The sequence below is a fragment of the Pseudocitrobacter faecalis genome, assembly GCF_965231525.1.
Taxonomy (GTDB): Bacteria; Pseudomonadota; Gammaproteobacteria; order Enterobacterales; family Enterobacteriaceae; genus Pseudocitrobacter; species Pseudocitrobacter faecalis.
Window position 1 is genome coordinate 2,640,323 of record NZ_CBDDNJ010000002.1, and the last position, 22,763, is coordinate 2,663,085.

The window sequence follows — 22,763 nt, forward strand, 5'->3', positions numbered from 1 at the left end:
TTCAGGGTTTACGCGCCACCGGGACATCCAGCTGTTTCAGGATTTCGACAAACGGCGACGGATTCTCTTTGTTGAACATCAACCACACGCGGTGACGGGCGCGGGTCATCGCCACATACAGCAAACGCCGTTCTTCGGCGTCGATGAAATCCTCAGGCTCCGGCAGCAGTGCCTGTTCCATGATCGATTCCCGCGCCGGTGCCGGGAAGCCGTCCTGGCCTTCCTGCAACCCCAGCACAATCACGTAATCCGCCTGCTGGCCTTTACTGGCATGCACGGTCATAAAATCGATAGACAGCTTCGGCCAACGGGTAGCGGCTTTTTCCAGGGTGGCCGGTTTCAAATGATGATAACGCGCCAGCACCAGAATACGTTGATCCGGGGTGACGTAACCGCTCAGTTTGTCGAAAAGTGCATCTAACTGGTCATCCGGCAACAGCGTGACCGCTTTTTTATCACCTGCGGTGAGGCTGTTTAACGGTTTACGCAACTGATGCGGGTTTTGCTGAATAAAGCGGTTGGCTATCTGACCGATGCGGCCATTGAAGCGATAGGTTGTGTCCAGCGCGCAGTTATCACCCTCGCCGAAATAGTGTGTAAAGGCAGTGGTAAGCGACAGTTGAGCGCCACTGAAACGATAAATAGCCTGCCAGTCATCGCCCACGGCAAAGAGTGTGGTTTGTGAATTCTGCTTACGTAAGGCTGCTAACAATGCTGCGCGTTGTGGAGAGATATCCTGGAATTCATCGACCAGAATGTGTTTCCAGGGGCTAACAAAGCGGCCTTTTTCCAGCACGTTAATCGCCTGATGAATCAGCCCGGAGAAATCCACCGCGTTTTCTACTTTTAACGCGGTTTTCCACGCTTTCAGCAGAGGGGCCATCAGCTTAACGCGCTTACCGAACAGTTCACGAACCTCTTCCGGCGCGTTGTCGATCATCTCGGCCTGTGTACCGCCGTGCATGCGCATCAGGCTAACCCAGCGATCCAGTCGGCTGCCCATCCGTTTGAGGATCTTCGCATCATTCCAGAAATTGTCTTCGCCAACCTCCCAGCCCATTTCTTCCTGCAACCATAAGCGCCAGCCCTTGGCCTGGGCTTTTTTCTCTTTGCACTGCTGCTGCCAGCAGTCGGTGAAAAGTTTGTATCGCGCGGCGGTGTCATTTTCCAGTTTGCTGACCACCGGCACTTTTTTGCTGCCCTGCTGAATGATGTGCAGCGCCAGAGAATGGAAGGTTCGCGCGGATATCGCATCCGTATGCAGGCGCGCCTGAATACGCTCATCCATCTCCTGCGCCGCTTTGCGCCCAAACGCCAGCAGTAAGATTTGCTCTGCTGCCGCTTCCCCGCGTGTCATCAGCCAGCCTGCACGCGCCACCAGCACTGACGTTTTACCGCTACCTGCACCCGCCAGCACCAGCAGTGAACGTTCACCATTCACCACCGCGCGCGCCTGCGAATCATTCAGCGGCGAGGATTCGATCTGTTGGAAGAAATCGGCGTACTGTTCCAGCATTGATTCGGTGTAGCGCTGGTTATGTGCCTGTCGGCTCGCTTCCACATCGTTGAGCCAGGCCTGGCACTGCTGCCATGCCTCGCGACAGTTGTCGAAGCTGTTCAGGCGACTTACCGGCACCGGCAAACCTTCCAGCGCATGTAAAATCCTCTGACGGATAGTTGAGGTCTGCTGGCGGGTAAGCCATTTATCGGCGTCGTTATTGTCGGCGATTTCCGCCAACAATTGCTGTAAGACCCCGGCGGATATGTCGCTCATCTCCTGGCTCCATGCCTGCCAGCGGGTGATTAAGTGACGATGGAAACGTTGGGTTTCACCCCATTCGGTACCGTGCAAACGGACAACTTTATCTTCGGGCAGCACAAATTCCAGCTCGCCCCATACCAGACCGCGCTTGCAGTTAATCGACAACAACTGATTGAAAGGAATGAGATATTCATGCTGTTCGCCCGATACCTTAACCCCCGCATTGAGAAGCTCAACCCGATCGTAAGGATGCTGCGCCATGCGCTTACCCAACGTTGTCGCTCTTAATTCCATCTTCGCCAAATCCTGCTTTTTTCGATAACACACAGTGTAACCGCCAGAGAATAGGTGCTCCAGCGCAAAAAAACGTTACAATTACCCGGACTTATTATTCACAGGCCGCACAGAGGATTTATGCGTACCGTTCTGAATATTTTAAATTTTGTATTAGGTGGTTTCGCCACAACCTTCGGTTGGCTGGTCGCAACGTTTTTCAGCATCATTTTTATTATCACTCTGCCGCTCACCCGCTCCTGCTGGGAAATCACCAAGCTGTCGCTGATCCCATATGGCAACGAAGCGGTGCATGTCGATGAACTGGATCCGCAGTCGAAAAACAGCGTGCTGAATGCGGGCGGCACCGTGCTCAATATCGTCTGGCTGGTGCTGTTTGGCTGGTGGTTATGCCTGACCCATATCACGGTCGGTATCACTCAATGCATCAGCATCATTGGCATTCCTGTGGGTATCGCCAATTTTAAAATCGCCGCCATTGCGCTTTGGCCGGTCGGTCGGCGCGTCGTGCCGGTTGAAGTGGCTCGTGCCGCGCGCGAAGCCAATGCGCGTCGTCGCTTTCAGTAATCGGGGCTGATTATCTTTATGTTAAGTCCCCTGCTACGCCGCTATACATGGAACAGCGCATGGCTTTATAACGTCAGGATTTTTATCGCCCTGTGTGGCACCACGGCGCTGCCGTGGTGGCTTGGCGATTCAAAACTGACCATTCCATTAACCCTCGGCGTCGTTGCGGCGGCGCTGACCGACCTTGACGATCGTTTAGCCGGACGGCTGCGTAATCTGGTGATTACGCTTATTTGCTTTTTTATTGCTTCCGCCTCCGTTGAACTGCTTTTCCCCTGGCCGTGGCTGTTTGCGCTGGGGCTGACGGTATCGACGACCGGGTTTATTTTGTTAGGTGCCCTTGGGCAACGCTACGCCACAATAGCTTTTGGCGCGCTGCTGATTGCCATCTATACCATGCTGGGCGTTTCCCTCTATTCCCAGTGGTATCAGCAACCGCTGCTGCTGATCGCCGGTGCCGTCTGGTATAACTTACTGACCCTCACCGGGCATCTGATTTTCCCGATCCGTCCGTTGCAGGATAATATCGCACGCAGTTATGAACAGCTGGCACATTATCTGGAACTGAAATCACGTCTGTTCGACCCGGACATTGAAGATGAAAACCAGGCCCCGCTGTATGAGCTGGCGCTGGCAAACGGCAAGCTGATGGCGACGCTCAACCAGACCAAAACCTCCTTGCTCACGCGTTTGCGCGGCGACCGCGGTCAGCGCGGGACGCGTCGCACGCTGCACTACTATTTTGTGGCGCAGGATATCCACGAACGAGCCAGCTCCTCGCATATCCAGTATCAGACGTTGCGCGATAACTTCCGCTACAGTGACGTAATGTTTCGCTTCCAGCGCCTCCTTTCTATGCAGGCGCAGGCTTGCCAGCAACTGTCGAAAGCGATTCTGCTGCGTACGCCTTACCAGCATGACAGCCGCTTTGAACGGGCGTTTACCCATCTGGATGCCGCGTTAGATCGCGTTCGGGCAAGCGGTGCGTCGCCAGAACAGATGAAAGCGCTGGGTTTTCTGCTCAATAACCTGCGCGCGATTGACGCTCAACTGGCCACCATCGAATCCGAACAGGCACAAGCACAGGCGAAAAGCGAAACAGAAACCCTGCTCGCCGATGACGGCCTGCACGGCTTTAGCGATATTCGCCTGCGTCTGAGCATGAATATGTCGCCTGAGTCCGCCCTGTTCCGCCATGCGGTCAGAATGTCGTTGGTGCTTTGCGCCGGATATGCCTTTATTCAGCTTACCGGACTGAACCATGGTTACTGGATTTTGCTTACCAGCCTGTTTGTCTGCCAGCCCAACTACAACGCCACGCGCCACCGTCTGGCGCTGCGTATAATTGGTACGCTGGTCGGCGTGGCTCTGGGTATTCCCGTTCTGCTACTGGTGCCGTCGCTGGAAGGGCAACTGGCGCTGATTGTGGTAACCGGGGTGCTGTTCTTCGCCTTCCGTAACATACAATACGCCCACGCCACCATGTTCATTACCCTGCTGGTGCTGTTGTGCTTCAACCTACTGGGTGAAGGCTTTGAGGTGGCGCTGCCGCGCGTTATCGACACGCTGATAGGGTGTGGTATCGCCTGGTTTGCCGTCAGTTTTATCTGGCCGGACTGGAAGTTCCGCGACCTCCCTCGGGTGCTGGCCCGTGCGGTTGATGCCAACTGCCGCTATCTGGACGCCATCCTCGAACAGTATCACCAGGGTCGCGATAACCGTCTTGCCTATCGCATCGCCCGCCGTGACGCGCATAACCGCGATGCTGAGCTGGCGTCGGTGGTATCAAATATGTCGACGGAGCCAAAGGTTACTCACGAGATGCGGGAAACGGCATTCCGCCTGCTGTGTCTGAACCATACACTTACCAGCTACATCTCCGCGCTGGGCGCACACCGTGAAAAGCTCACCAACCCGGAAATTCTGGCGCTGCTGGATGACGCCGTATGCTATGTCGACGATGCGTTCCATCATCTCCCCGCGGATGAGGAACGCGTTCAGGAGGCGCTAACCGGGCTGGCGGAACGTATCCGCCATCTTGAACCGCGCCCGGACAGTAAAGAGCCATTGGTATTGCAACAAATAGGCTTGCTCGTTGCCCTGCTGCCGGAAATCTGTCGTCTGCAGCAACGCGTTCTGGCCTAATCAGCCTGGGCGGGCGCGTGGAGGTTCAGCGCGCTTGCCCAGTCAATCAACTCATCGCGTCGCCGTAACGGAATGGCTGCGGCATGAACGCCCGTCAGCGCCCCTTCGAGCGATAAAATAAACCCCACACTCAGGTTTTCGCGCAGGCGACGTAATTTGGCCCAGGCGTCTTTGGCACCCAATTGACGTAAATCAGCCACGTTCTTAATTCCCGCCTCGGCCATCAACAATTCCATATGGAAGGAAAGATTAGGCAAGTCCTTCAGCCGTTGCGAAACCTGACGATCTTTTTTCTCGCGCTGTGCGTCTTTTAACGAAAGCTTACTTAAGCGCAGCAACAATTTTTGGTTCTGCCATAACGTATCATCGACGCGGAAATAGTTGAGCTGAAGCGGGCCGCCTCTCTTCTTCAGCGTTAAAAGTGGCGTTTTCACTTTCCGTTGATACACCGCCGTTTCCTCGCAAGCCCGAAGGTATAGCTCCCCTTCAGAGACCATGGCAAAAACGGTGTTATTAATTGAGAGGCTATATCCACCAAAGAGCGATCGAGAGCGCACGACCCCAAGAGGCGCAAGATATTCCTGGGATTGATAAATCCGTTTATATGATATTTTTTTCATGATTATCCCTTACTAATCATGCCTTTAGAAGCATAAAAACTGTTAGTAGTTCCAGTAATGAGCAACATAAAAAACTTCCGTCAGCACAGCAAGGGCTGCGTGAATTTGATGTGCGAATTTGCGAGTCGCTTTCAGAAAATGAGGTTGATCTTTCGTGTCAGGGGAGGTACTGTATATTCATACAGTAACCCACAAGGTTGGATTAGCTATGTATACATCTGGTGTTGTAAATCGTACTTCTGTCGCGGCAGCACCTGCGACACATCGCGCATTCGCGTCTCCTGTACAGGCCTCCCCTGCCCTGGTGAGCGAAGTGGTTTATCGTGAAGATCAGCCCATGATGGCGCAGTTGCTCCTGCTGCCTTTATTGCAACAACTGGGACAGCAGTCTCGCTGGCAGCTCTGGCTCACGCCGCAACAAAAACTGAGCCGCCAGTGGGTTCAGGCTTCCGGCCTGCCATTGTCCAAGGTCATGCAGCTTCGCCAGATGTCCTCGTGCAACATGCTCGACTCGATGGAGCGCGCATTACGTACAGGAAACTATAGTGTGGTCATTGCCTGGGTGGCGGATGAATTGTCGGAACAGGAACATGCCCGGTTGATGCGTGCGGCTGAAGAAGGAAATGCGATGGCGTTTATCATGCGGCCGGTTAACTCGTCCTCTTCTCCAGCAGGACAACTGAATGGGCTAAAAATTCACTCAAATTTGTATCATTGATAGAAATTAGGAATTTTCCTGGAATTTTTTTTGCAGTCTCGTTACGGGCATGTTTCAGGAGCTAAAATTCCTGAGAACGCTGGTGTGATGCGGTTCTCAGAATTTTATCTCGTCTAAATTCTAGCCGTAAATGTTAAATATTGTGTATACAACCCCTTTTTTTTCATATGCCTGACGGAGTTCACACTTGTAAGTTTCCAACTACGTTGTAGACTTTACATCGCCAGGGGTGATCAGCTTACGCCGCAGAGATCTGCTGAGTAATTAATAAGTCACGCCCCCGGTGAAGGATTTAACCGTGAGTCTTTTAGATTTTCATGGCAAATTTTGGATGATAACGAGGCGCAAAAAATGAAAAAGACAGCTATCGCGATTGCAGTGGCACTGGCTGGTTTCGCTACCGTAGCGCAGGCCGCTCCGAAAGATAACACCTGGTATACTGGTGCTAAACTGGGCTGGTCTCAGTTCCACGATGTCGGCAACAACCAGATCAACAACAACGGTCCGACCCATGAAAGCCAACTGGGCGCTGGTGCCTTCGGTGGTTATCAGGTTAACCCGTATGTTGGTTTCGAAATGGGTTATGACTGGTTAGGTCGTATGCCGTACAAAGGCAGCGAGCAGAACGGTGCTTTCAAAGCTCAGGGCGTTCAGCTGACCGCTAAACTGGGTTACCCAATCACTGACGATCTGGACATCTATACTCGTCTGGGTGGTATGGTTTGGCGTGCAGACGCTAAAAACAACACCGGCTTCAAAGACCACGACACTGGCGTATCCCCAGTATTCGCTGGCGGCGTTGAATACGCGGTTACCCGTGACATCGCTACCCGTCTGGAATACCAGTGGACTAACAACATCGGTGACGCGAACACCGTTGGTGGTCGTCCGGACAACGGCCTGCTGAGCGTAGGTGTTTCCTACCGTTTCGGCCAGCAGGAAGATGCGCCAGTCGTAGCTCCGGCTCCGGCTCCGGCTCCAGAAGTACAGACCAAACACTTCACTCTGAAGTCTGACGTTCTGTTCAACTTCAACAAAGCAACGCTGAAACCAGAAGGCCAGCAGGCTCTGGATCAGATGTACAGCCAGCTGAGCAACCTGGATCCGAAAGACGGTTCAGTTGTTGTTCTGGGCTTCACTGACCGCATCGGTTCTGACGCTTACAACCAGGGTCTGTCCGAGAAACGTGCTCAGTCCGTTGTTGATTACCTGATCTCTAAAGGTATTCCTTCTGACAAAATCTCTGCACGTGGCATGGGTGAATCCAACCCGGTTACCGGCAACACCTGTGACAACGTGAAAGCTCGCGCTGCACTGATCGACTGCCTGGCCCCGGATCGTCGCGTAGAGATCGAAGTTAAAGGCATCAAAGACGTTGTAGCTCAGCCGCAGGCTTAAGTTATCGTCTTATGAAAAAACCCCGCGCTGCGGGGTTTTTTTTGGCCGGAAGAAAAGATGTAAACGTTTATTCTTTGCCTAGTAAGGCCTGTAAATCCTGCTTCAGTGTGCTCATCTTCGTGGCATATTTCTCTTTGTTTTCCGCATCTTCTATCAACTGCACAATGGTCTCTGACAACGTTTTGCCGCGCCGCTGAGCCAACCCTGCCAGCCGCTGCCAGACGGCGAACTCCAGATCTATCGACTTCTTACGCGTATGTTGATGTTCGGCGTTAAAATGACGTTTGCGTCGCGCGCGAATGGTTTGCTTCATGCGGTTCACAAGGCCAGGATTGATATTCTGCGCAATCCACTCATTCACCTGTACCGGCTCATGCTCAAGTTTCAGCAGGAGATCAACCGCTTCCTGCGCGGCGCTGGTTTCAATGTAACGGGTGATAGGTTCGCCTTCCCGGTGCTTCTTCACCAGGTATTTCCACTTCCACCCGCTCTCAAGATTTTCCAGTTGTTGATATTTCATTGCGATCCCAAGGTGACCGTGTAACTCTTTTCAGGATATCAGTTTTTTGCCAATGTGCTGAGAAGAAATCAGTGAGCGTGAAGACAATGTTGGCGATATCAGAATTACCGCCCTATTCTCCGTGAGCTTCCCTGCGGCATAAGGTATAATCCCGCGCTTTACATCTGACTAAAAATAGCGACTTTGACCATAAATACTCTTTCCCGGCGCGACCTTGCCCCTGCGACTGATGCGTACCAGGCGCTATTTACTCTGCCTGAAATCTCGTCAGTTAATGAATCCTTATTCAGCGAGCTGCAGGCTCGTTTGCATTATGCTCTGGAGCAGTTTCTGCATCCTCAGGGCGTCAGCGACTTTTTACTGGTGAAAGCGCCAGAAGAAAAGTCGTACCTGCAACTGCTTCACAACGCGACCCTCGCCTTACGCAGCGATTCAGCGTCTCGACTGACCGGCGTGAACTACACCATCGCCGCGGGCCAGGTCAGTGTCTCTGCGGCAACGTCACCGGACGATGATTTCGCGAGCCTTAGCCCGGTCATCTTTGCAGACTGGGTGGAAGCCGAGCAGCTGTTCGGCTGCGTGCGTCAGTTTAATGGCGACATTTCTCTTCAGCCTGGTCTGGTGCACAAAGCCAACGGTGGCGTGCTCATTCTCTCTCTGCGTGCATTACTGGCTCAGCCCCTGCTATGGATGCGTCTAAAATCACAAGTGACCCAGCAGCGTTTTGAGTGGCTATCCTTTGATGAGTCACGTCCGTTGCCGGTCACTATTCCTTCCATGCCGTTGTCGCTGAAGGTGATGCTGGTTGGCGATCGTGACGCGCTGGCCGATTTCCAGGAAATGGAACCTGAGCTGGCAGAAAAATCGCTCTACTGCGAGTATGAGGATAATCTTCAGATCACCGATGAAGAGACCGTAAAACAGTGGTGTCAGTGGGTACAGCAGGTTGCGCGTGATGCAAATCTGCCGATGCTTGCGGCTGATGCCTGGCCGCGTCTGATTCAGGAAGGTGCTCGCTATACCGGCGATCAGGAAACGCTGCCGCTTTGCCCGCTTTGGATCAGCCGCCAGTTGCGCGAAGCCGCACCATTCTGCGAAGGTGAAACCCTGGGTGATGAGCAGCTCAAAACAATGCTTGAGCAACGCCAGTGGCGTGAAGGCTATCTGGCCGAGCGTATGCAGGATGAGATCCTGCTTGAGCAAATTCTGATTGAAACAGAAGGTGAGTGTGTCGGTCAGATTAACGCCCTGTCGGTAATTGAATTTCCGGGCCACCCGCGCGCCTTCGGTGAACCTTCCCGTATCAGTTGCGTCGTGCACATCGGTGACGGTGAATTTACGGATATCGAACGCAAAGCCGAGCTTGGCGGCAATATTCATGCTAAAGGCATGATGATCATGCAGGCGTTTCTGATGTCGGAACTCGAACTCGATCAGCAGATCCCGTTCTCTGCATCATTAACCTTCGAGCAGTCCTACAGCGAAGTGGATGGCGATAGTGCGTCCATGGCTGAACTGTGTGCTTTGATCAGCGCCCTTTCCGGTGTGCCGATTAATCAAAGCATCGCCATCACCGGTTCCGTCGACCAGTTTGGGCGCGCGCAGCCAGTTGGCGGTCTGAACGAAAAAATCGAAGGCTTCTTTGCTATCTGTCAGCAGCGCGGCTTGAACGGTAAACAGGGCGTGATTATTCCCAACGCCAACGTACGCCATTTGAGTTTGTCCATGGATGTTCAGGAAGCGGTTGAAGCCGGGCAATTTTCTATCTGGGCGGTCGATGATGTAACCGAGGCCCTGCCGCTTCTTACCCAGCTAAACTGGGATGCTGAAGGGCAGACAACATTGTTGCAAACGATTCAGGAACGTATCGCGCAGGCCACACAGCCCGACGCGCGGCATCGTTATCCGTGGCCGCTGCGCTGGCTGGGCTGGTTCAATTCGAACTGATCGGACTTGTTCAGCGTACACGTGTTAGCTATCCTGCGTCCCGAACTCAAAATAAGGCTTACTGAAAACATGGTAGATAAACGCGAATCTTATACAAAAGAAGATCTTCTTGCCTCTGGTCGCGGTGAACTGTTTGGCGCAAAAGGCCCGCAGTTGCCAGCCCCTAGCATGCTGATGATGGATCGTGTCGTTAAAATGACCGAAACCGGCGGCAACTTTGATAAGGGTTATGTTGAAGCAGAGCTCGATATCAACCCGGATCTGTGGTTCTTCGGCTGCCACTTTATCGGTGATCCGGTGATGCCAGGCTGCCTGGGTCTGGACGCCATGTGGCAGCTGGTCGGCTTCTATCTTGGCTGGCTTGGCGGCGAAGGCAAAGGCCGTGCGCTGGGCGTGGGTGAAGTGAAATTCACCGGTCAGGTTCTGCCCACCGCGAAAAAAGTGACTTATCGTATTCACTTTAAACGCATCGTTAACCGTCGTCTGATCATGGGCCTGGCGGATGGCGAGGTGCTGGTTGACGGTCGTCTGATCTATACCGCTAACGACCTGAAGGTTGGGTTGTTCCAGGATACTTCTGCGTTTTAAGACCCTGTATTAACGCGAAACCTCCGCGACGCGGAGGTTTCTTCTAAAGAGACAGCGTCAGGCGATAACTGTCCTGTCCTCCATGGCTTCTCGCCAGCCTCCGAGCCAGTGTGAACGTTGATTTAACGTCTGGTAAGGACAAATCTCCTTCGACTTACCGGCAATACCGGCCTGATACCCACGTTGATGTGCCCGTTCCAGGCGATCTCGTTTTTGTCTCTTCATGCCTCGTTTCCCTCATTACTTTTATCTGGTGGAAATGAAAACAGTGATTACAAAGTGTGCAACCACACATTACGAATAACCTGAATCATCGCGATCGTCAATGCGCAAAATTCACGCCAGTGTCATATTTGTGAGCTACCCAAGAGTTCATTTGTACAAAAAATGTGAGCCGGGACAATTAACCTGCTGAGCACAAAAACAAAAAAACCGCCGTGGATTTCTCACCCACGGCGGTCTTAAGTTCTATTAATTCTTCTTATAGTTGCTGATTGAGAAAGCGCGCAATAGAGACCGCTTCCTGACTCCACGCTTGTGCGAGCATTTTCACCATCTCGTCATAGCCATCTTTCTGCTGCGCCAGTTCAATGTGGAACGGACGTTTAGTCAGTTGCCCATTATGGTTCAGCAGCCATTCACCGCTGACAATAACTTTTCCATCATAACGCCCATGGAAACCATTCACCGACACATTGAGCGTATCCTGATCGTGACCCAGAGGTTGCGACGCAATCACCCAACCTGGCAACTGATTGCTCAGGTTGGCGATAAGCGTGGTACGCAACTGTTGGTCAAGCGGGCTGGCCCACAGATTGTTGCTGGCAATGACATACTGCACGTCGCTGGTCTGATACACCACGCCGCTGCCGGCGAGGTAATCCGGAACAGTGACCTGCTCTACCCATAACAGATGTTGACCGGAGCTGGCGCTATTTTGCACCGTGCCTTTATCTACCGGCAGTTGGTAGTAAGTTTTATTCTCACCGCTGCTGCTACAGGCTGCCAGCAGGCAGGCCGCCACCAGCACTAACCATTTTTTCATTGTTTCGCCCTCTTAGGCTCTGGATCTTTTTTATCCTTCGCTTCAAACACCAACGCGTTACTCTTCTCGTTCAGCGTTTTCAGAACCGGTTGCAGCTCACGCAGCACCTGATCAAGACGTTGCATATCCGCGACCATCTTGTTGTAAGCGGCTGAACCTGGCTGGAAGCCCTGCATACTGCGATTCAATTCACGCAGCGTTTTCTGCATGTCTTCTGGCAGTTGCTGCATCGACTGGCTGGCCGTTATCTTATTGAGGTTATCCAGCGTCGTTTGCAGCTGACGCATGGTACGTTGGCTCTCGGTCAACGTATTGGTCGCTTGCTCAATCATCGGATTCAACGGCAAGTTGTTGAATTTATCCAACGTATCCATCAGACGCTGCTGGATTTGCGCCAGACCGCCACTCACTGTCGGGATAATCTCATAGCCGCTAAACTCACGGATACCGGTCATCTGCGGCTCTTTTGGATAGAAGTCCATATCCACATACAGCGCGCCGGTCACCAGGTTACCGGTTTTCAGCGAGCCACGCAGACCACGCTTCATCAGCTCTTCAAGATGCTGTCCCAGATCCGGGTGCTCACCCAACTGATTTGCCAGACGCTCAGGTTCAATACGAATCAGTACCGGAATACGATAGTCGTTATTCAGTGCCTGACGCAGACCTTTCACATCAAAGGGAACTTCCGCCACGGTACCCAAACGAATGCCGCGGAATTCCACCGGCGCACCAGGCTGCAGGCCACGAACAGAGTCTTTAAAGAACATCAGATAATCAAGATGTTCAGTGTACAGGGAGTCCTGAATACTTTTCTGATCATCATACAATCTGAACTCGCTCTTCTCGGAAACCGGTTGTCCCAGATCCAGCCCTTCCGGTACATCAAAACTCACGCCACCGCTAAACAGCGTGGTGAGGGAGCCCATCTCTACACGCATCCCGGCAGAGGTCAGATCGACCGCTACGCCGCTGTCTTTCCAGAAGCGAACGTTACTGGTCACCAGACGATCGTTTGGCGCGGTGATAAACAGCTGGTAGCTGATTGTACGTTTCTGCGCATCAAAGGTACTGGTTTCAACGGATCCGACGCGATAGCCACGGAACAATACCGGATCGCCAGGATTCAGCTGACCGGCTTTTTTACTGTCGAGGATCACGCGGATACCTTTCGCATCCGGCGGCGCCAGCGGCGGCTGATCTAACAACTGATAATCTTCCTGCTGACCGCCTTTATTACCGGGCTGCAACTCGATGTACGCCCCGGAGAGTAACGTACCCAGCCCACTGATCCCTTCACGTCCAACCTGCGGCTTCACGACCCAGAAAACCGAGTCTTTATGCAGCAGTTTTTCCATGCCGGCATTCAGGCGCGCCTTAATCTCCACGTGCGTGAGATCGTCCGTCAGTGTTGTACTCTCCACCACGCCCACATCAACGCTACGACTTTTGATTGTGGTTTTACCGCCTTCAATCCCCTCGGCATTGGTGGTGATGAGCGTCACCTCCGGCCCCTGGTGACTGTAGTGATAAAACAGGATCCATGCACCAATCAGCGCAGTGACAATTGGGAAGATCCAGACCGGAGACCAGTTCTTCACCTTCTGCACTTTGGCCTCCCCACTCTTCGTTTCCATGCTTTTACGACTCCTCATGGCTTGATTCCGGATCCCGATCCCACGACAGTCGAGGGTCAAAGGTCATTGCGGAAAACATGGTCATTATCACGACCAGCGCAAACATCAATGCGCCCATCGCCGGGTAGATATTCATTAGCCCGCCCATTCTCACTAAAGCAGAAAGCACTGCGATGACGAATACATCAATCATCGACCAGCGGCCAACAAACTCCACCACTTCATAAATCAGGTGCATACGCTCGCTGTCACGACGTCCATGCCCTTTCGCATCCCAGCAGAGCCACGCGATGGCAATCATCTTGAGCGTTGGTACCATAATACTGGCAATAAAAATGACCATCGCCACCGGATAGGAACCTTCGCTCCACAGCAAAATCACCCCAGCGAGGATCGTCGATGGCATTTTGTCGCCCAACAGATCGGTAATCATGATCGGCAGAATATTCGCCGGAAGATAAAGAATGATAGAAGTGACCAGCAGCGCCATAGTCCATTGCAGGCTATTTTTGCGGCGCACATATCCTTTCGAGTGACAACGCGGACAAACGTGTTCATCGGCAGGCAAAATGGCGGTGCAACACGCGCATGAACGCAGCCCCTGTCGTATCCCCGTTACACCGGGCTGAGGTTCAGTCTTAAGTGCTGGCATCGGAGCAATATCGTCCCACAACCAACGGCGATCGACGCACTGGAAAGTACGCAGTTGCAGGATGCAGAAAAGACACCAGGGAATGAAACTGCTACCAATGCCAATATCACCATAGGCCATCAGCTTCACGAAACTGACCAGTACACCCGCGAGAAAGATTTCTGCCATCCCCCAGGATTTCAGCTGAAACAGGACTCTGGCGAGATACGACTTCACGCTAAGCGGCATTTTTACCCGATTCACCAGTAGTAAAATGGTGACCAGACAAAAGGCAGGCACCAGCTGCACAAACAGCATAAAGAAGGTGCCCAGGCTTGCGTAGTCTTCGATAAACAGTACGCGCGGAATTTCCAGCAGTTCAATTTCGCTATTGACCCCTGCCACCTTCATATAAATGAAAGGGAAGAGGTTAGCCAGCACCAGCATGAAAAGCGCGACAATAGCATAAGCAGTGGGACGCGTTCTCGGCTCGTCCCATACGGTGGTTAGCGTTGTGCCGCAGCGTGGGCACTCCGCTTTATGACGATGTTCAAGGTGCGGCAACGCCACCAGCATGTCACACTGACGGCAAAGAATATGCCGCGCGGCATGATGTTGATCGCACATGAAAACTCCTCGGTATCAGGCACCGTTTTTTAACGCTTCCAGATATTCCCAGCGTTCAAACGCCTCTTCTAATGCCTGTTCGGCCTGCGCCAGTTCAGACAACACTTTTTGCGTATGGTCATGCGGCTGGCTGAAGAAGGAGGCATCAGCAACCTGTGCCTGCAACGATTCCAGATTCGCTTCCAGTTCTTCCAGCTTTTGCGGAAGCTGCTCCAGCTCGCGCTGCAGGTTATAGCTTAGTTTGGTACTGGTTCGTTTAACAGTTTCTGCTTTTGGCTGCGTCGCTTCGGCTGTTTTCTTAACAATAGCTTGTTTTTGTGTCTGCGATTGGCTCTGTTGCCCACGCGCATCGTGATAACCGCCGACGTACTGACCAATCTTACCTTCACCTTCGAAGATCCAGCACTCAGTGACGGTGTTATCCACAAATTGACGATCGTGGCTTACCAGCAGAACAGTACCCTGATAACCATCAATCAGCTCCTCGAGCAGTTCGAGGGTTTCAACGTCCAGGTCGTTGGTTGGTTCATCGAGAATCAACAGGTTGCTGGGTTTGAGGAACAGGCGCGCCAGCAGCAGACGGTTACGCTCCCCGCCGGAGAGCGCACGAACCGGCGTCATGGCGCGTTTCGGGTGGAACAGGAAGTCCTGCAGGTAGCCCAGAACATGGCGCGGTTTCCCGTTGACCATGACTTCTTGCTTCCCTTCTGCCAGGTTATCCATCACCGTTTTATCCGGGTCGAGTTCCGCGCGATGCTGGTCAAAATAAGCGACTTCCAGCTTGGTACCAACGTGAATTCGCCCGCTGTCGGCCTGCAGCTGGCCGAGCATCAGTTTGAGCAACGTGGTTTTACCGCAGCCGTTCGGGCCAATCAGCGCAATTTTATCGCTACGCTGCACCTGGGCGGAGAAGTCTTTTACCAGCACCTTTCCGTCAACCTGGTAGTTCACATCTTCCATTTCAAAGACGATTTTACCGGAGCGGGACGCTTCTTCGACCTGCATTTTGGCACTACCCATGACTTCACGGCGAGCGCTGCGTTCATTACGCATCGCTTTTAATGCGCGAACGCGGCCTTCGTTACGGGTACGACGCGCTTTGATGCCTTGACGGATCCACACCTCTTCCTGGGCCAGTTTGCGGTCGAACTCGGCATTTTGTAGCTCTTCCACGCGCAGCGCTTCTTCTTTCTCAAGCAGATACTGATCGTAATTTCCCGGATAGGTGACCAGTTTGCCACGATCCAGATCGACAATACGGGTGGCCATATTGCGGATAAACGAACGGTCATGCGAGATGAAAATAATGGTGCCTTTGAATGTCTTCAGGAACCCTTCCAGCCAGTCGATGGTTTCGATATCGAGGTGGTTCGTGGGTTCGTCAAGCAGCAACACCCGCGGCGCGCTAACCAGTGCCCGGCCCAGCGCCGCTTTACGCAGCCAACCGCCAGAAAGCGAGGCCAGCTCCATATTCGGTTCGAGTCCTAGCTGGTTGAGCACTTCGTTAATGCGATTTTCCAGCTGCCACAGACCATGGTGATCCAGCTGTTCCTGAATCTTTGCCAGTTCCTGCAAATTCTTATCGCTGGGATCCGTCATCACCAGTTGCGAAACATCGTGGTAACGCTTCAGGTAAACCGCTTGTTCTTCAATGCCTTCAGCGACGAAGTCATAAACACTGCCCTGCACATTACGCGGCGGATCCTGTTGCAGACGCGCCACCACCAGATCCTGCTCGTAAATAATGCGCCCGTCGTCCAGACCCTGCTCGCGGTTGAGGATCTTCATCAGCGTCGATTTACCAGCGCCGTTACGCCCCACCAGACAGACACGTTCGTTATCTTCGATATGCAATTCGGCATTATCGAGGAGCGGCGCATCGCTGAAGGATAGCCACGCGCCATGCATACTAATTAATGACATTCTTTATTCCTTTCAGGCTGCGGTAATCAGCCAGCAGTTGTGGATCTGACGGTTACGGGCGAAATCCTGAGACTGTGTTTTATGGGTGATATCTTGTGCTTTCAGTCCCAGTTCAGCCAGGCCGTCGTGATCCATACGGAAACCGCGTTTGTTGTTCGAGAACATGATGGTGCCGCCCTTACGCAGCAGACGCTTCAGGTCTTTCATCAGGCGCAGATGATCGCGCTGAACATCAAACGCATCTTCCATACGTTTTGAGTTGGAGAAGGTCGGCGGATCGATGAAGATCACGTCGAACTGTTCGTCAGTATCGCGCAGCCAGGCGAGCACATCAGCCTGCATCAGACGATGGGCACGACCGGTCAAGCCATTCAGACGCAGGTTGCGTTCGGCCCACTCAAGGTAGGTGCGCGACATATCAACCGTTGTAGTAGAACGCGCGCCGCCCAGGCCCGCATGAACGCTGGCGCTACCGGTGTAGGAGAAGAGGTTAAGGAAATCTTTGCCTTTGCTCATCTGACCCAGCATACGACGGGCGATGCGGTGGTCGAGGAACAGGCCAGTATCGAGGTAGTCGGTCAGGTTGACCCACAGGCGAGCGTTATATTCGCTTACCTGCATGAAATCGCCCTTCTCGTTCATCTTCTCATACTGATTTTTACCTTTCTGCCGTTCACGGGTTTTCAGCACCAGTTTATTCGGCGCAATGCCCAGCACGGAGATCGTGGCGGCGATGATATCAAACAGGCGCTGACGTGCTTTGTGCGCATCAACGGTTTTCGGCGGCGCGTATTCCTGCACCACGACCCAATCGGCGTAGCGGTCAACGGCGACGTTATACTCCGGCAGGTCAGCATCGTACAGGCGATAGCACTCAATGCCTTCCTGCTTCGCCCACTTCTCCAGTTTCTTGAGATTTTTACGCAGGCGATTGGCGTAATCTTCCGCAACGGTAGCTTTCACTTCGCCGGTGCTTTCCGACACATGATAGTTCTTCTGGATACAATCCAGCGGGCCGTTCTTGGCTTTAAACTGGCGTTCAGCACGCAGCGAAACGCAGCTCAGCAGTTCCGGTGAGGCGCTAAACAGCGACAGATTCCAGCCGCCAAACTGGTTTTTCATGATCCGCCCCAGCAGACTGTGCAGGGCAATCAGCGCCGGTTCGCTCTCCAGACGCTCGCCGTATGGCGGGTTGCTGATAACGGTACCGTACGGGCCTTTCGGCAGTGGATTGGTCAACTGAGCCACATCTTTTTGTTCAAAGGTGATCAGTTCGCCGATACCGGCACGACGGGCGTTACTGCGCGCAATTTCCACTACGCGGCGATCGGTGTCGGAGCCATAAAAACGGGATTCATAAGCAGCAAGGCCTGCGCGTGCGCGGGTCTGCGCATCGGCTTTCACTTCCTGCCAGATAGCGTCGTCATGCTGCGCCCAGCCACTAAAGCCCCAGTGACCACGATGCAGACCCGGCGCGCGATCGGTCGCCCACATCGCCGCTTCAATCAGCAGCGTACCGGAACCACACATCGGGTCGAGCATCGGTGTACCCGGCACCCAGCCAGAACGCATCACAATCGCCGCCGCGAGATTCTCTTTAATTGGCGCCAGACCCGTGCGGTCACGGTAGCCGCGCAGATGCAGACCTTCACCGCTCAGATCAAGAGAGATAAACGCTTTCTCTTTGTTTAACCGCACGTTAATGCGCAGGTCAGGATTTTCGCGATCGACATTCGGACGCGGCAAATTCTTGCGCGTGAACGCATCAACGATGGCGTCTTTCACTTTCAGCGCGCCGTACTGGCTGTTACGGATCTCATCGTTCAGCCCGTTAAAGCTCACGGCAAAAGTGGCGTTCGGGGTGAAGATCTCCGTCCAGTCGATCGCCTGCACGCCGAGATAGAGGTCGAGATCGCTCCAGACACTGCATTCGCCCAGCGGCATCATGATGCGCGACGCCAGGCGACTCCACATCAGGCTTTGATAAAGAAGGCGCGTGTCTCCCTGAAAATGGACCCCACCCTGGGTGACTTTGCACTCTTGTGCGCCCAGACCTTCCAGTTCAGTTTTTAACAGCTCTTCCAGCCCACGGGCCGTACTGGCAAACAGAGAATTCATATCATCACTTTTACTTGCAGAAAATTGTTGCGCATTATAGCCAATCTCGGCCCCATGTCATAAAGTTAAAGGCTTATTTCTGACTCAGGGAATGCGTCATGCTGACGTTATCGCGACTTTTCATTCACCCGGTGAAATCCATGAGGGGTATCGGGCTCACTCACGCCTTCGCAGATATGAGCGGAATGGCGTTTGACCGTATCTTTATGGTGACCGAACCCGATGGCACGTTTATCACTGCGCGGCAGTACCCGGCGATGGTGCGCTTCACTCCGGCCATTCTGCGCGACGGCCTGCATCTCACAGCGCCGGACGGTAGCAGCGCACTGGTACGTTTTGCCGATTTCACCGCACAGGCTGAACCAACGGAAGTGTGGGGCAACCATTTTACCGCTCACATCGCCCCGGAGGCGATCAATCAATGGCTGTCACCGTTTTTTAAACGCGATGTGCAGCTGCGCTGGCTTGGCGACACGCTCACGCGTCGGGTAAAACGTCACGACGCGGTGCCGCTCTCGTTTGCCGATGGTTTCCCCTACCTGCTGACGAACGAAGCGTCTCTGCGCGATTTACAGCAGCGTTGCCCGGCCAGCGTCAGAATGGAACAGTTCCGGCCGAATCTGGTGGTGACCGGCGCGCAGGCGTGGGACGAAGACAACTGGAAAACGATTCGCATTGGTGAAGTCGTCTTTGACGTGGTGAAACCGTGCAGCCGCTGCATTTTTACCACCATTAGCCCGGAGAAAGGCCAAAAACACCCGGCGGGCGAACCGTTACACACGCTGCAATCCTTCCGCACCGCGCAGGATAACGGCGACGTCGATTTTGGCCAGAACCTGATCCCGCGCAATAGCGGTGTGGTTCGCGTGGGCGATGAAGTGGAAATTTTAGCTACCGGGCCGGGGAAAGTGTACGGTGCTGGCGCAGACGATGACACGCTGACCGTCGAGCAAGATTTGGCTTCGAAAGTGGATATCAACTGGCAGGGGCAAACATTTAACGGCAATAATCAGCAGGTTTTACTGGAACAGCTCGAACAACAGGGCATACGTATACCCTACTCCTGCCGCGCAGGAATTTGTGGCAGTTGCCGTATTACGCTGGAAGAAGGTGAAGTGACGCCGCTCAAGAAGAGCGCGATTGGCAACGATGGCACCGTACTGTGCTGTAGCTGTGTGCCAAAAACCGCATTGAAACTGCGTAGTTAAACCGCTTGCTCCAGGCTGTAACCCGCCAGGCCTGGCTGGGGTTGCAGCCTGTCATTCATCACTTTAATAGCATCGCCCAACTGCATGGTTCGCCCGGCCAGCACCAGGCCCGGCTGCGCCAGCAGACACAGAGCGGCATTTTCGCCCGGTTCAACCACCAGCAAATTCACCTGCTGATTGGTATCGCTCAGCCAGACGCTTGCCGCATCACCGGTAATCGGTGACCAGCTATCGTCATGGGCACGGAAGTGCCAGCTTTTCGGCATTTGCGGTTTCAGGAAGCGAATCGCCACCAGCGCGTTAAGAATAAGTTCGGCGCGATGTTCTTTAGAGAGTTCGAGGTCGCGGCATTTCTCTTCAAAGGAGAAGTAGAGCGCCGCGTCTTCCACACAGAATCCGGTAGGGGCAAAGGCGTCAGGGGTTAACATCCGGCGAGCAAAACGCGAACGAAACAACATGCCATTGGCTAAATCGAGCATCATACGATCGTGCTCTTCATCATAATACCAACGCCAGTTATCATCTGGTTTAATTCGCATTGTCCGCTCCCCTCATTTCAGCATCCGTTTGCTGTGTAATCTTTCCCGCGTCGTTTTTACTGCCTAAATAATAAAAGACTAAAATGTTTAAATAAGCAACAATGAGGAAATATAAAGCAACCAGGGCTTAAAATAAAGCCCTGGTTCACATAATGAGATAAAAGATTAGATGTGAGTAACGATTTCTTTAATCAGCGGCGGGCCTTTAAAAATAAACCCGGAATAGATCTGCACCAGTGTCGCCCCGGCGGCAATCTTCTCGCGGGCGGCGATAACGGAGTCAATTCCGCCCACGCCGATAATCGGCAAGCGTCCGTTTAATTCAGCTGAGAGCATACGGATAATTTCGGTGCTTTTTAATTGCAATGGACGACCGCTCAGTCCACCCGTTTCATCACAATATTTCATCCCCTGGACCAGAGAACGATCCAATGTCGTATTGGTTGCAATCACCCCATCGATATTATGGCGAACTAAACTATCGGCAACCTGGATCAACTCTTCGACAGAAAGATCCGGTGCGATCTTCACCGCCACAGGGACATATTTATGGTGTTTCGCCTGAAGTTCAGTCTGCTTATTTTTAATACTGGAAAGCAGATCGTCCAACGCTTCACCATATTGTAGCGTACGCAACCCTGGGGTATTTGGCGAAGAGATGTTAATGGCAATATATCCGGCGTAGGCATAGATTTTTTCCATACAAATCAGATAGTCATCTTTACCCTGCTCAACCGGTGTATCTTTATTTTTTCCAATATTAATACCCAGTACGCCGTCGAAATGCGCTTTTTTAACGTTCTCAACCAGGTTATCAACACCCAGGTTGTTAAAGCCCATACGGTTGATCAAACCTTCGGCATCAACCAGACGGAAGATCCTCGGCTTATCGTTACCCGGCTGCGGACGCGGTGTAACGGTGCCGATTTCGATCGAGCCAAAACCCATCGCACCGAGCGCATCAATGCACTCGCCATTTTTGTCCAGACCTGCCGCCAGACCTAGCGGATTTTTAAAGGTCAATCCCATACAGCTCACCGGCTTTGAAGGCACCTTCTGGCGAACCAGCGCTTCAAACGGCGTTCCGGTTACCCGGCGTAATGATTGAAAAGTAAATTCATGAGCGCGCTCAGGATCGAGCTGGAAAAGGGCTTTACGAACGAAGGGGTAGTACATGAACTCTCCTGGATTCCCGGTGTGCAAACCGGGGGCGTATTATGTGTGATTGCGCACAAAAAGGGAATTGACCAGGAACAAAAAAAACGCAAACGTTTTCATCACGCACGTTATTGTGCAAAACGTTGTTCCTTCACTGGCGTGAACCCACCTAAGTCATTCAGGGTTCGCCAGCGCAAGCTGCAGGGCATTTTTGTGGTACACCAGGCAAAATGGCGCTGCGTTAATGGCGGGATCACGCCGGCATCATCGACCTGGCGGCCATTTACGCTCACCTGTGCCAGGTTGATGTAAAAAGGCGTAGGGTTGCTGGCCGTCACGCCTTGTGCGTCACGCTGCCATAAAACCTGTTGCCACGCGTTGTCAGGGCTGCCCTTCAGCGAAGCAGGACGCCAGAAGAGTTTGAAGGAGGAGCGCAGCGCCACTTTAACACTGCGATCTTCCACCCGCCCCGAAGGGATCGACGCGATACTGAGCGCGAACAGCGTTTCGCGATCCTCAGGCATCCGGTTATCTGTTTTCACTAACCGAATCGTTCCTGTTGCTCCTGGTTGCAGTAAAAACAACGGCGGCGTTGCTAACATCGGCGGCTGCCCGCTAACAGTAATCGCCCCCTGCCACGCTGTTGGGGCGTTAATTTTGCTGTTGATAAGCCAGGGCTCATGACTGGTATTGGTCACAGAGATTGTTCGGGTATCGCTTGAAGAAGGAAAAACAAAGCGTGTCCCCCCGACGACCACCCCGGCGTGGCTGATACCGGACACCGCGCACAGCAACAGCAATGCATACCTAGTCATAACGCACCACAAAAGTCGCGCTGGCATTCACCACCCCCGATGTCACCTCGCCGCCCGTAGGGCGTAACTGCGCATAAAACGTCAACGCGACCTTGCCCTGTTTTAATGGATAAGGTTTACTCTCCTGCTTTAAAGGGACGATCGCCTGATGGTCATCAAGCAAGGCGACTGCCAGGCCGGTTGCGGCGCCGCTCCCGGTTTCTATCGCCAGCAGATCCGCCATTGCGCTGTCCGACTGACCAGAAAACGTTACGTTCGCCGCGCTAACATCTGCCCCGCACTGCTCAAGATGAATAACGAACGCCTTTTCAGCCGACGCGCGTCCCCCGGAAAACTGACTGATGGAAAGCGTGCCGAGTGGAACCTGAATCGCTCTACTGTCCTGAGCAAGAATACAGGTGTTGCTGCGAAACGTTCCGCTGATATTGACGGTACCGTCGTGCGCAAAGGCGGGACTGCTGCATGCCATCAGCGCATAAATGAGACATTGCCTGGTTTTCATC

20 protein-coding genes are annotated in these 22,763 nt (G+C 53.2%); 7 read left to right on the top strand and 13 right to left on the bottom strand.

The features are described 5' to 3' along the window. Position 1 precedes the first annotated feature (1 nt). Positions 2-2,056, bottom strand: coding sequence for a DNA helicase IV (gene helD / locus ACOXYR_RS13295; protein WP_421355553.1), 2,055 nt, complete (start codon positions 2,054-2,056; stop codon positions 2-4). A 120-nt stretch (positions 2,057-2,176) separates the two neighbouring features. On the opposite strand from helD, the gene ACOXYR_RS13300 reads away from it, so the two are divergent. Beyond that, a complete protein-coding gene (locus ACOXYR_RS13300; RefSeq protein WP_108474546.1) occupies positions 2,177-2,623 on the top strand; it encodes a YccF domain-containing protein in 447 nt (148 codons plus the stop codon). 18 nt (positions 2,624-2,641) lie between these two features. Next, the gene (yccS, locus tag ACOXYR_RS13305) at positions 2,642-4,768 is read left to right on the top strand and encodes a YccS family putative transporter (RefSeq protein WP_108474547.1); all 2,127 of its coding nucleotides are present in this window, start codon (positions 2,642-2,644) and stop codon (positions 4,766-4,768) included. Here yccS and ACOXYR_RS13310 read toward each other — a convergent pair. Beyond that, a complete protein-coding gene (locus ACOXYR_RS13310) occupies positions 4,765-5,388 on the bottom strand; it encodes a TfoX/Sxy family DNA transformation protein (RefSeq protein ID WP_108474548.1) in 624 nt (207 codons plus the stop codon). The genes yccS and ACOXYR_RS13310 overlap by 4 nt on opposite strands. Positions 5,389-5,596: 208 nt before the next feature. Between ACOXYR_RS13310 and sulA the strand changes: the two genes are divergently transcribed. Beyond that, positions 5,597-6,106 (top strand): SOS-induced cell division inhibitor SulA, encoded by a 510-nt coding sequence (gene sulA / locus ACOXYR_RS13315; protein ID WP_189623520.1) that lies wholly within the window; start codon positions 5,597-5,599, stop codon positions 6,104-6,106. A 351-nt stretch (positions 6,107-6,457) separates the two neighbouring features. Beyond that, complete coding sequence (gene ompA, locus ACOXYR_RS13320; RefSeq protein WP_108474550.1) at positions 6,458-7,504, top strand: porin OmpA; 1,047 nt, start codon at positions 6,458-6,460, stop codon at positions 7,502-7,504. Positions 7,505-7,571: 67 nt separating this feature from the next. Here ompA and matP read toward each other — a convergent pair whose 3' ends face one another. Next, positions 7,572-8,024, bottom strand: a complete 453-nt coding sequence (gene matP, locus ACOXYR_RS13325) for a macrodomain Ter protein MatP (RefSeq protein ID WP_113857338.1) — start codon at positions 8,022-8,024, stop codon at positions 7,572-7,574. 183 nt (positions 8,025-8,207) lie between these two features. Here matP and ACOXYR_RS13330 point away from each other — a divergent pair, with 183 nt between their 5' ends. Together ACOXYR_RS13330 and fabA are read left to right on the top strand one after the other, a co-directional pair. Further along, positions 8,208-9,971 carry an AAA family ATPase gene (locus ACOXYR_RS13330; RefSeq protein ID WP_421355554.1) on the top strand — a complete coding sequence of 588 codons (1,764 nt, stop codon included), beginning with the start codon at positions 8,208-8,210 and terminating at the stop codon, positions 9,969-9,971. Between the two features lie 69 nt (positions 9,972-10,040). Continuing rightward, on the top strand, positions 10,041-10,559 hold the full coding sequence (gene fabA, locus ACOXYR_RS13335) for a bifunctional 3-hydroxydecanoyl-ACP dehydratase/trans-2-decenoyl-ACP isomerase (RefSeq protein WP_010429339.1): 519 nt from the start codon (positions 10,041-10,043) through the stop codon (positions 10,557-10,559). A gap of 57 nt (positions 10,560-10,616) precedes the next feature. On the opposite strand, the gene rmf is transcribed toward fabA, so the two are convergent. The 6 genes from rmf to rlmKL form a co-directional block, all read right to left on the bottom strand. Continuing rightward, a complete protein-coding gene (rmf, locus tag ACOXYR_RS13340) occupies positions 10,617-10,784 on the bottom strand; it encodes a ribosome modulation factor (RefSeq protein ID WP_015965056.1) in 168 nt (55 codons plus the stop codon). Between the two features lie 256 nt (positions 10,785-11,040). Further along, positions 11,041-11,604: a membrane integrity-associated transporter subunit PqiC gene (gene pqiC / locus ACOXYR_RS13345; protein ID WP_189623518.1), complete on the bottom strand. Its 564-nt coding sequence runs from the start codon at positions 11,602-11,604 to the stop codon at positions 11,041-11,043. Next, a complete protein-coding gene (pqiB, locus tag ACOXYR_RS13350) occupies positions 11,601-13,241 on the bottom strand; it encodes an intermembrane transport protein PqiB (RefSeq protein ID WP_108474554.1) in 1,641 nt (546 codons plus the stop codon). Before pqiB ends, pqiC begins: the two co-directional genes overlap by 4 nt. A gap of 4 nt (positions 13,242-13,245) precedes the next feature. After that, complete coding sequence (pqiA, locus tag ACOXYR_RS13355) at positions 13,246-14,499, bottom strand: membrane integrity-associated transporter subunit PqiA (protein ID WP_421355555.1); 1,254 nt, start codon at positions 14,497-14,499, stop codon at positions 13,246-13,248. 15 nt (positions 14,500-14,514) lie between these two features. Then, positions 14,515-16,422: an ABC transporter ATP-binding protein gene (locus tag ACOXYR_RS13360; RefSeq protein ID WP_108474556.1), complete on the bottom strand. Its 1,908-nt coding sequence runs from the start codon at positions 16,420-16,422 to the stop codon at positions 14,515-14,517. 12 nt (positions 16,423-16,434) lie between these two features. Continuing rightward, a complete protein-coding gene (gene rlmKL, locus ACOXYR_RS13365; protein ID WP_108474557.1) occupies positions 16,435-18,540 on the bottom strand; it encodes a bifunctional 23S rRNA (guanine(2069)-N(7))-methyltransferase RlmK/23S rRNA (guanine(2445)-N(2))-methyltransferase RlmL in 2,106 nt (701 codons plus the stop codon). A 98-nt stretch (positions 18,541-18,638) separates the two neighbouring features. Here rlmKL and ACOXYR_RS13370 point away from each other — a divergent pair, with 98 nt between their 5' ends. Then, positions 18,639-19,748, top strand: coding sequence for a YcbX family protein (locus ACOXYR_RS13370; RefSeq protein WP_108474558.1), 1,110 nt, complete (start codon positions 18,639-18,641; stop codon positions 19,746-19,748). Here the strand turns inward: ACOXYR_RS13370 and zapC are convergent. The 4 genes from zapC to ACOXYR_RS13390 form a co-directional block, all read right to left on the bottom strand. After that, complete coding sequence (gene zapC, locus ACOXYR_RS13375; RefSeq protein ID WP_108474559.1) at positions 19,745-20,287, bottom strand: cell division protein ZapC; 543 nt, start codon at positions 20,285-20,287, stop codon at positions 19,745-19,747. The genes ACOXYR_RS13370 and zapC overlap by 4 nt on opposite strands. A gap of 165 nt (positions 20,288-20,452) precedes the next feature. Continuing rightward, positions 20,453-21,463 (bottom strand): quinone-dependent dihydroorotate dehydrogenase, encoded by a 1,011-nt coding sequence (gene pyrD, locus ACOXYR_RS13380; protein ID WP_108474560.1) that lies wholly within the window; start codon positions 21,461-21,463, stop codon positions 20,453-20,455. Positions 21,464-21,573: 110 nt separating this feature from the next. Next, the gene (locus tag ACOXYR_RS13385; protein WP_199538675.1) at positions 21,574-22,287 is read right to left on the bottom strand and encodes a fimbria/pilus periplasmic chaperone; all 714 of its coding nucleotides are present in this window, start codon (positions 22,285-22,287) and stop codon (positions 21,574-21,576) included. Further along, positions 22,253-22,762 (bottom strand): fimbrial protein, encoded by a 510-nt coding sequence (locus ACOXYR_RS13390; RefSeq protein WP_421355556.1) that lies wholly within the window; start codon positions 22,760-22,762, stop codon positions 22,253-22,255. Before ACOXYR_RS13390 ends, ACOXYR_RS13385 begins: the two co-directional genes overlap by 35 nt. Position 22,763: the final 1 nt, after the last annotated feature.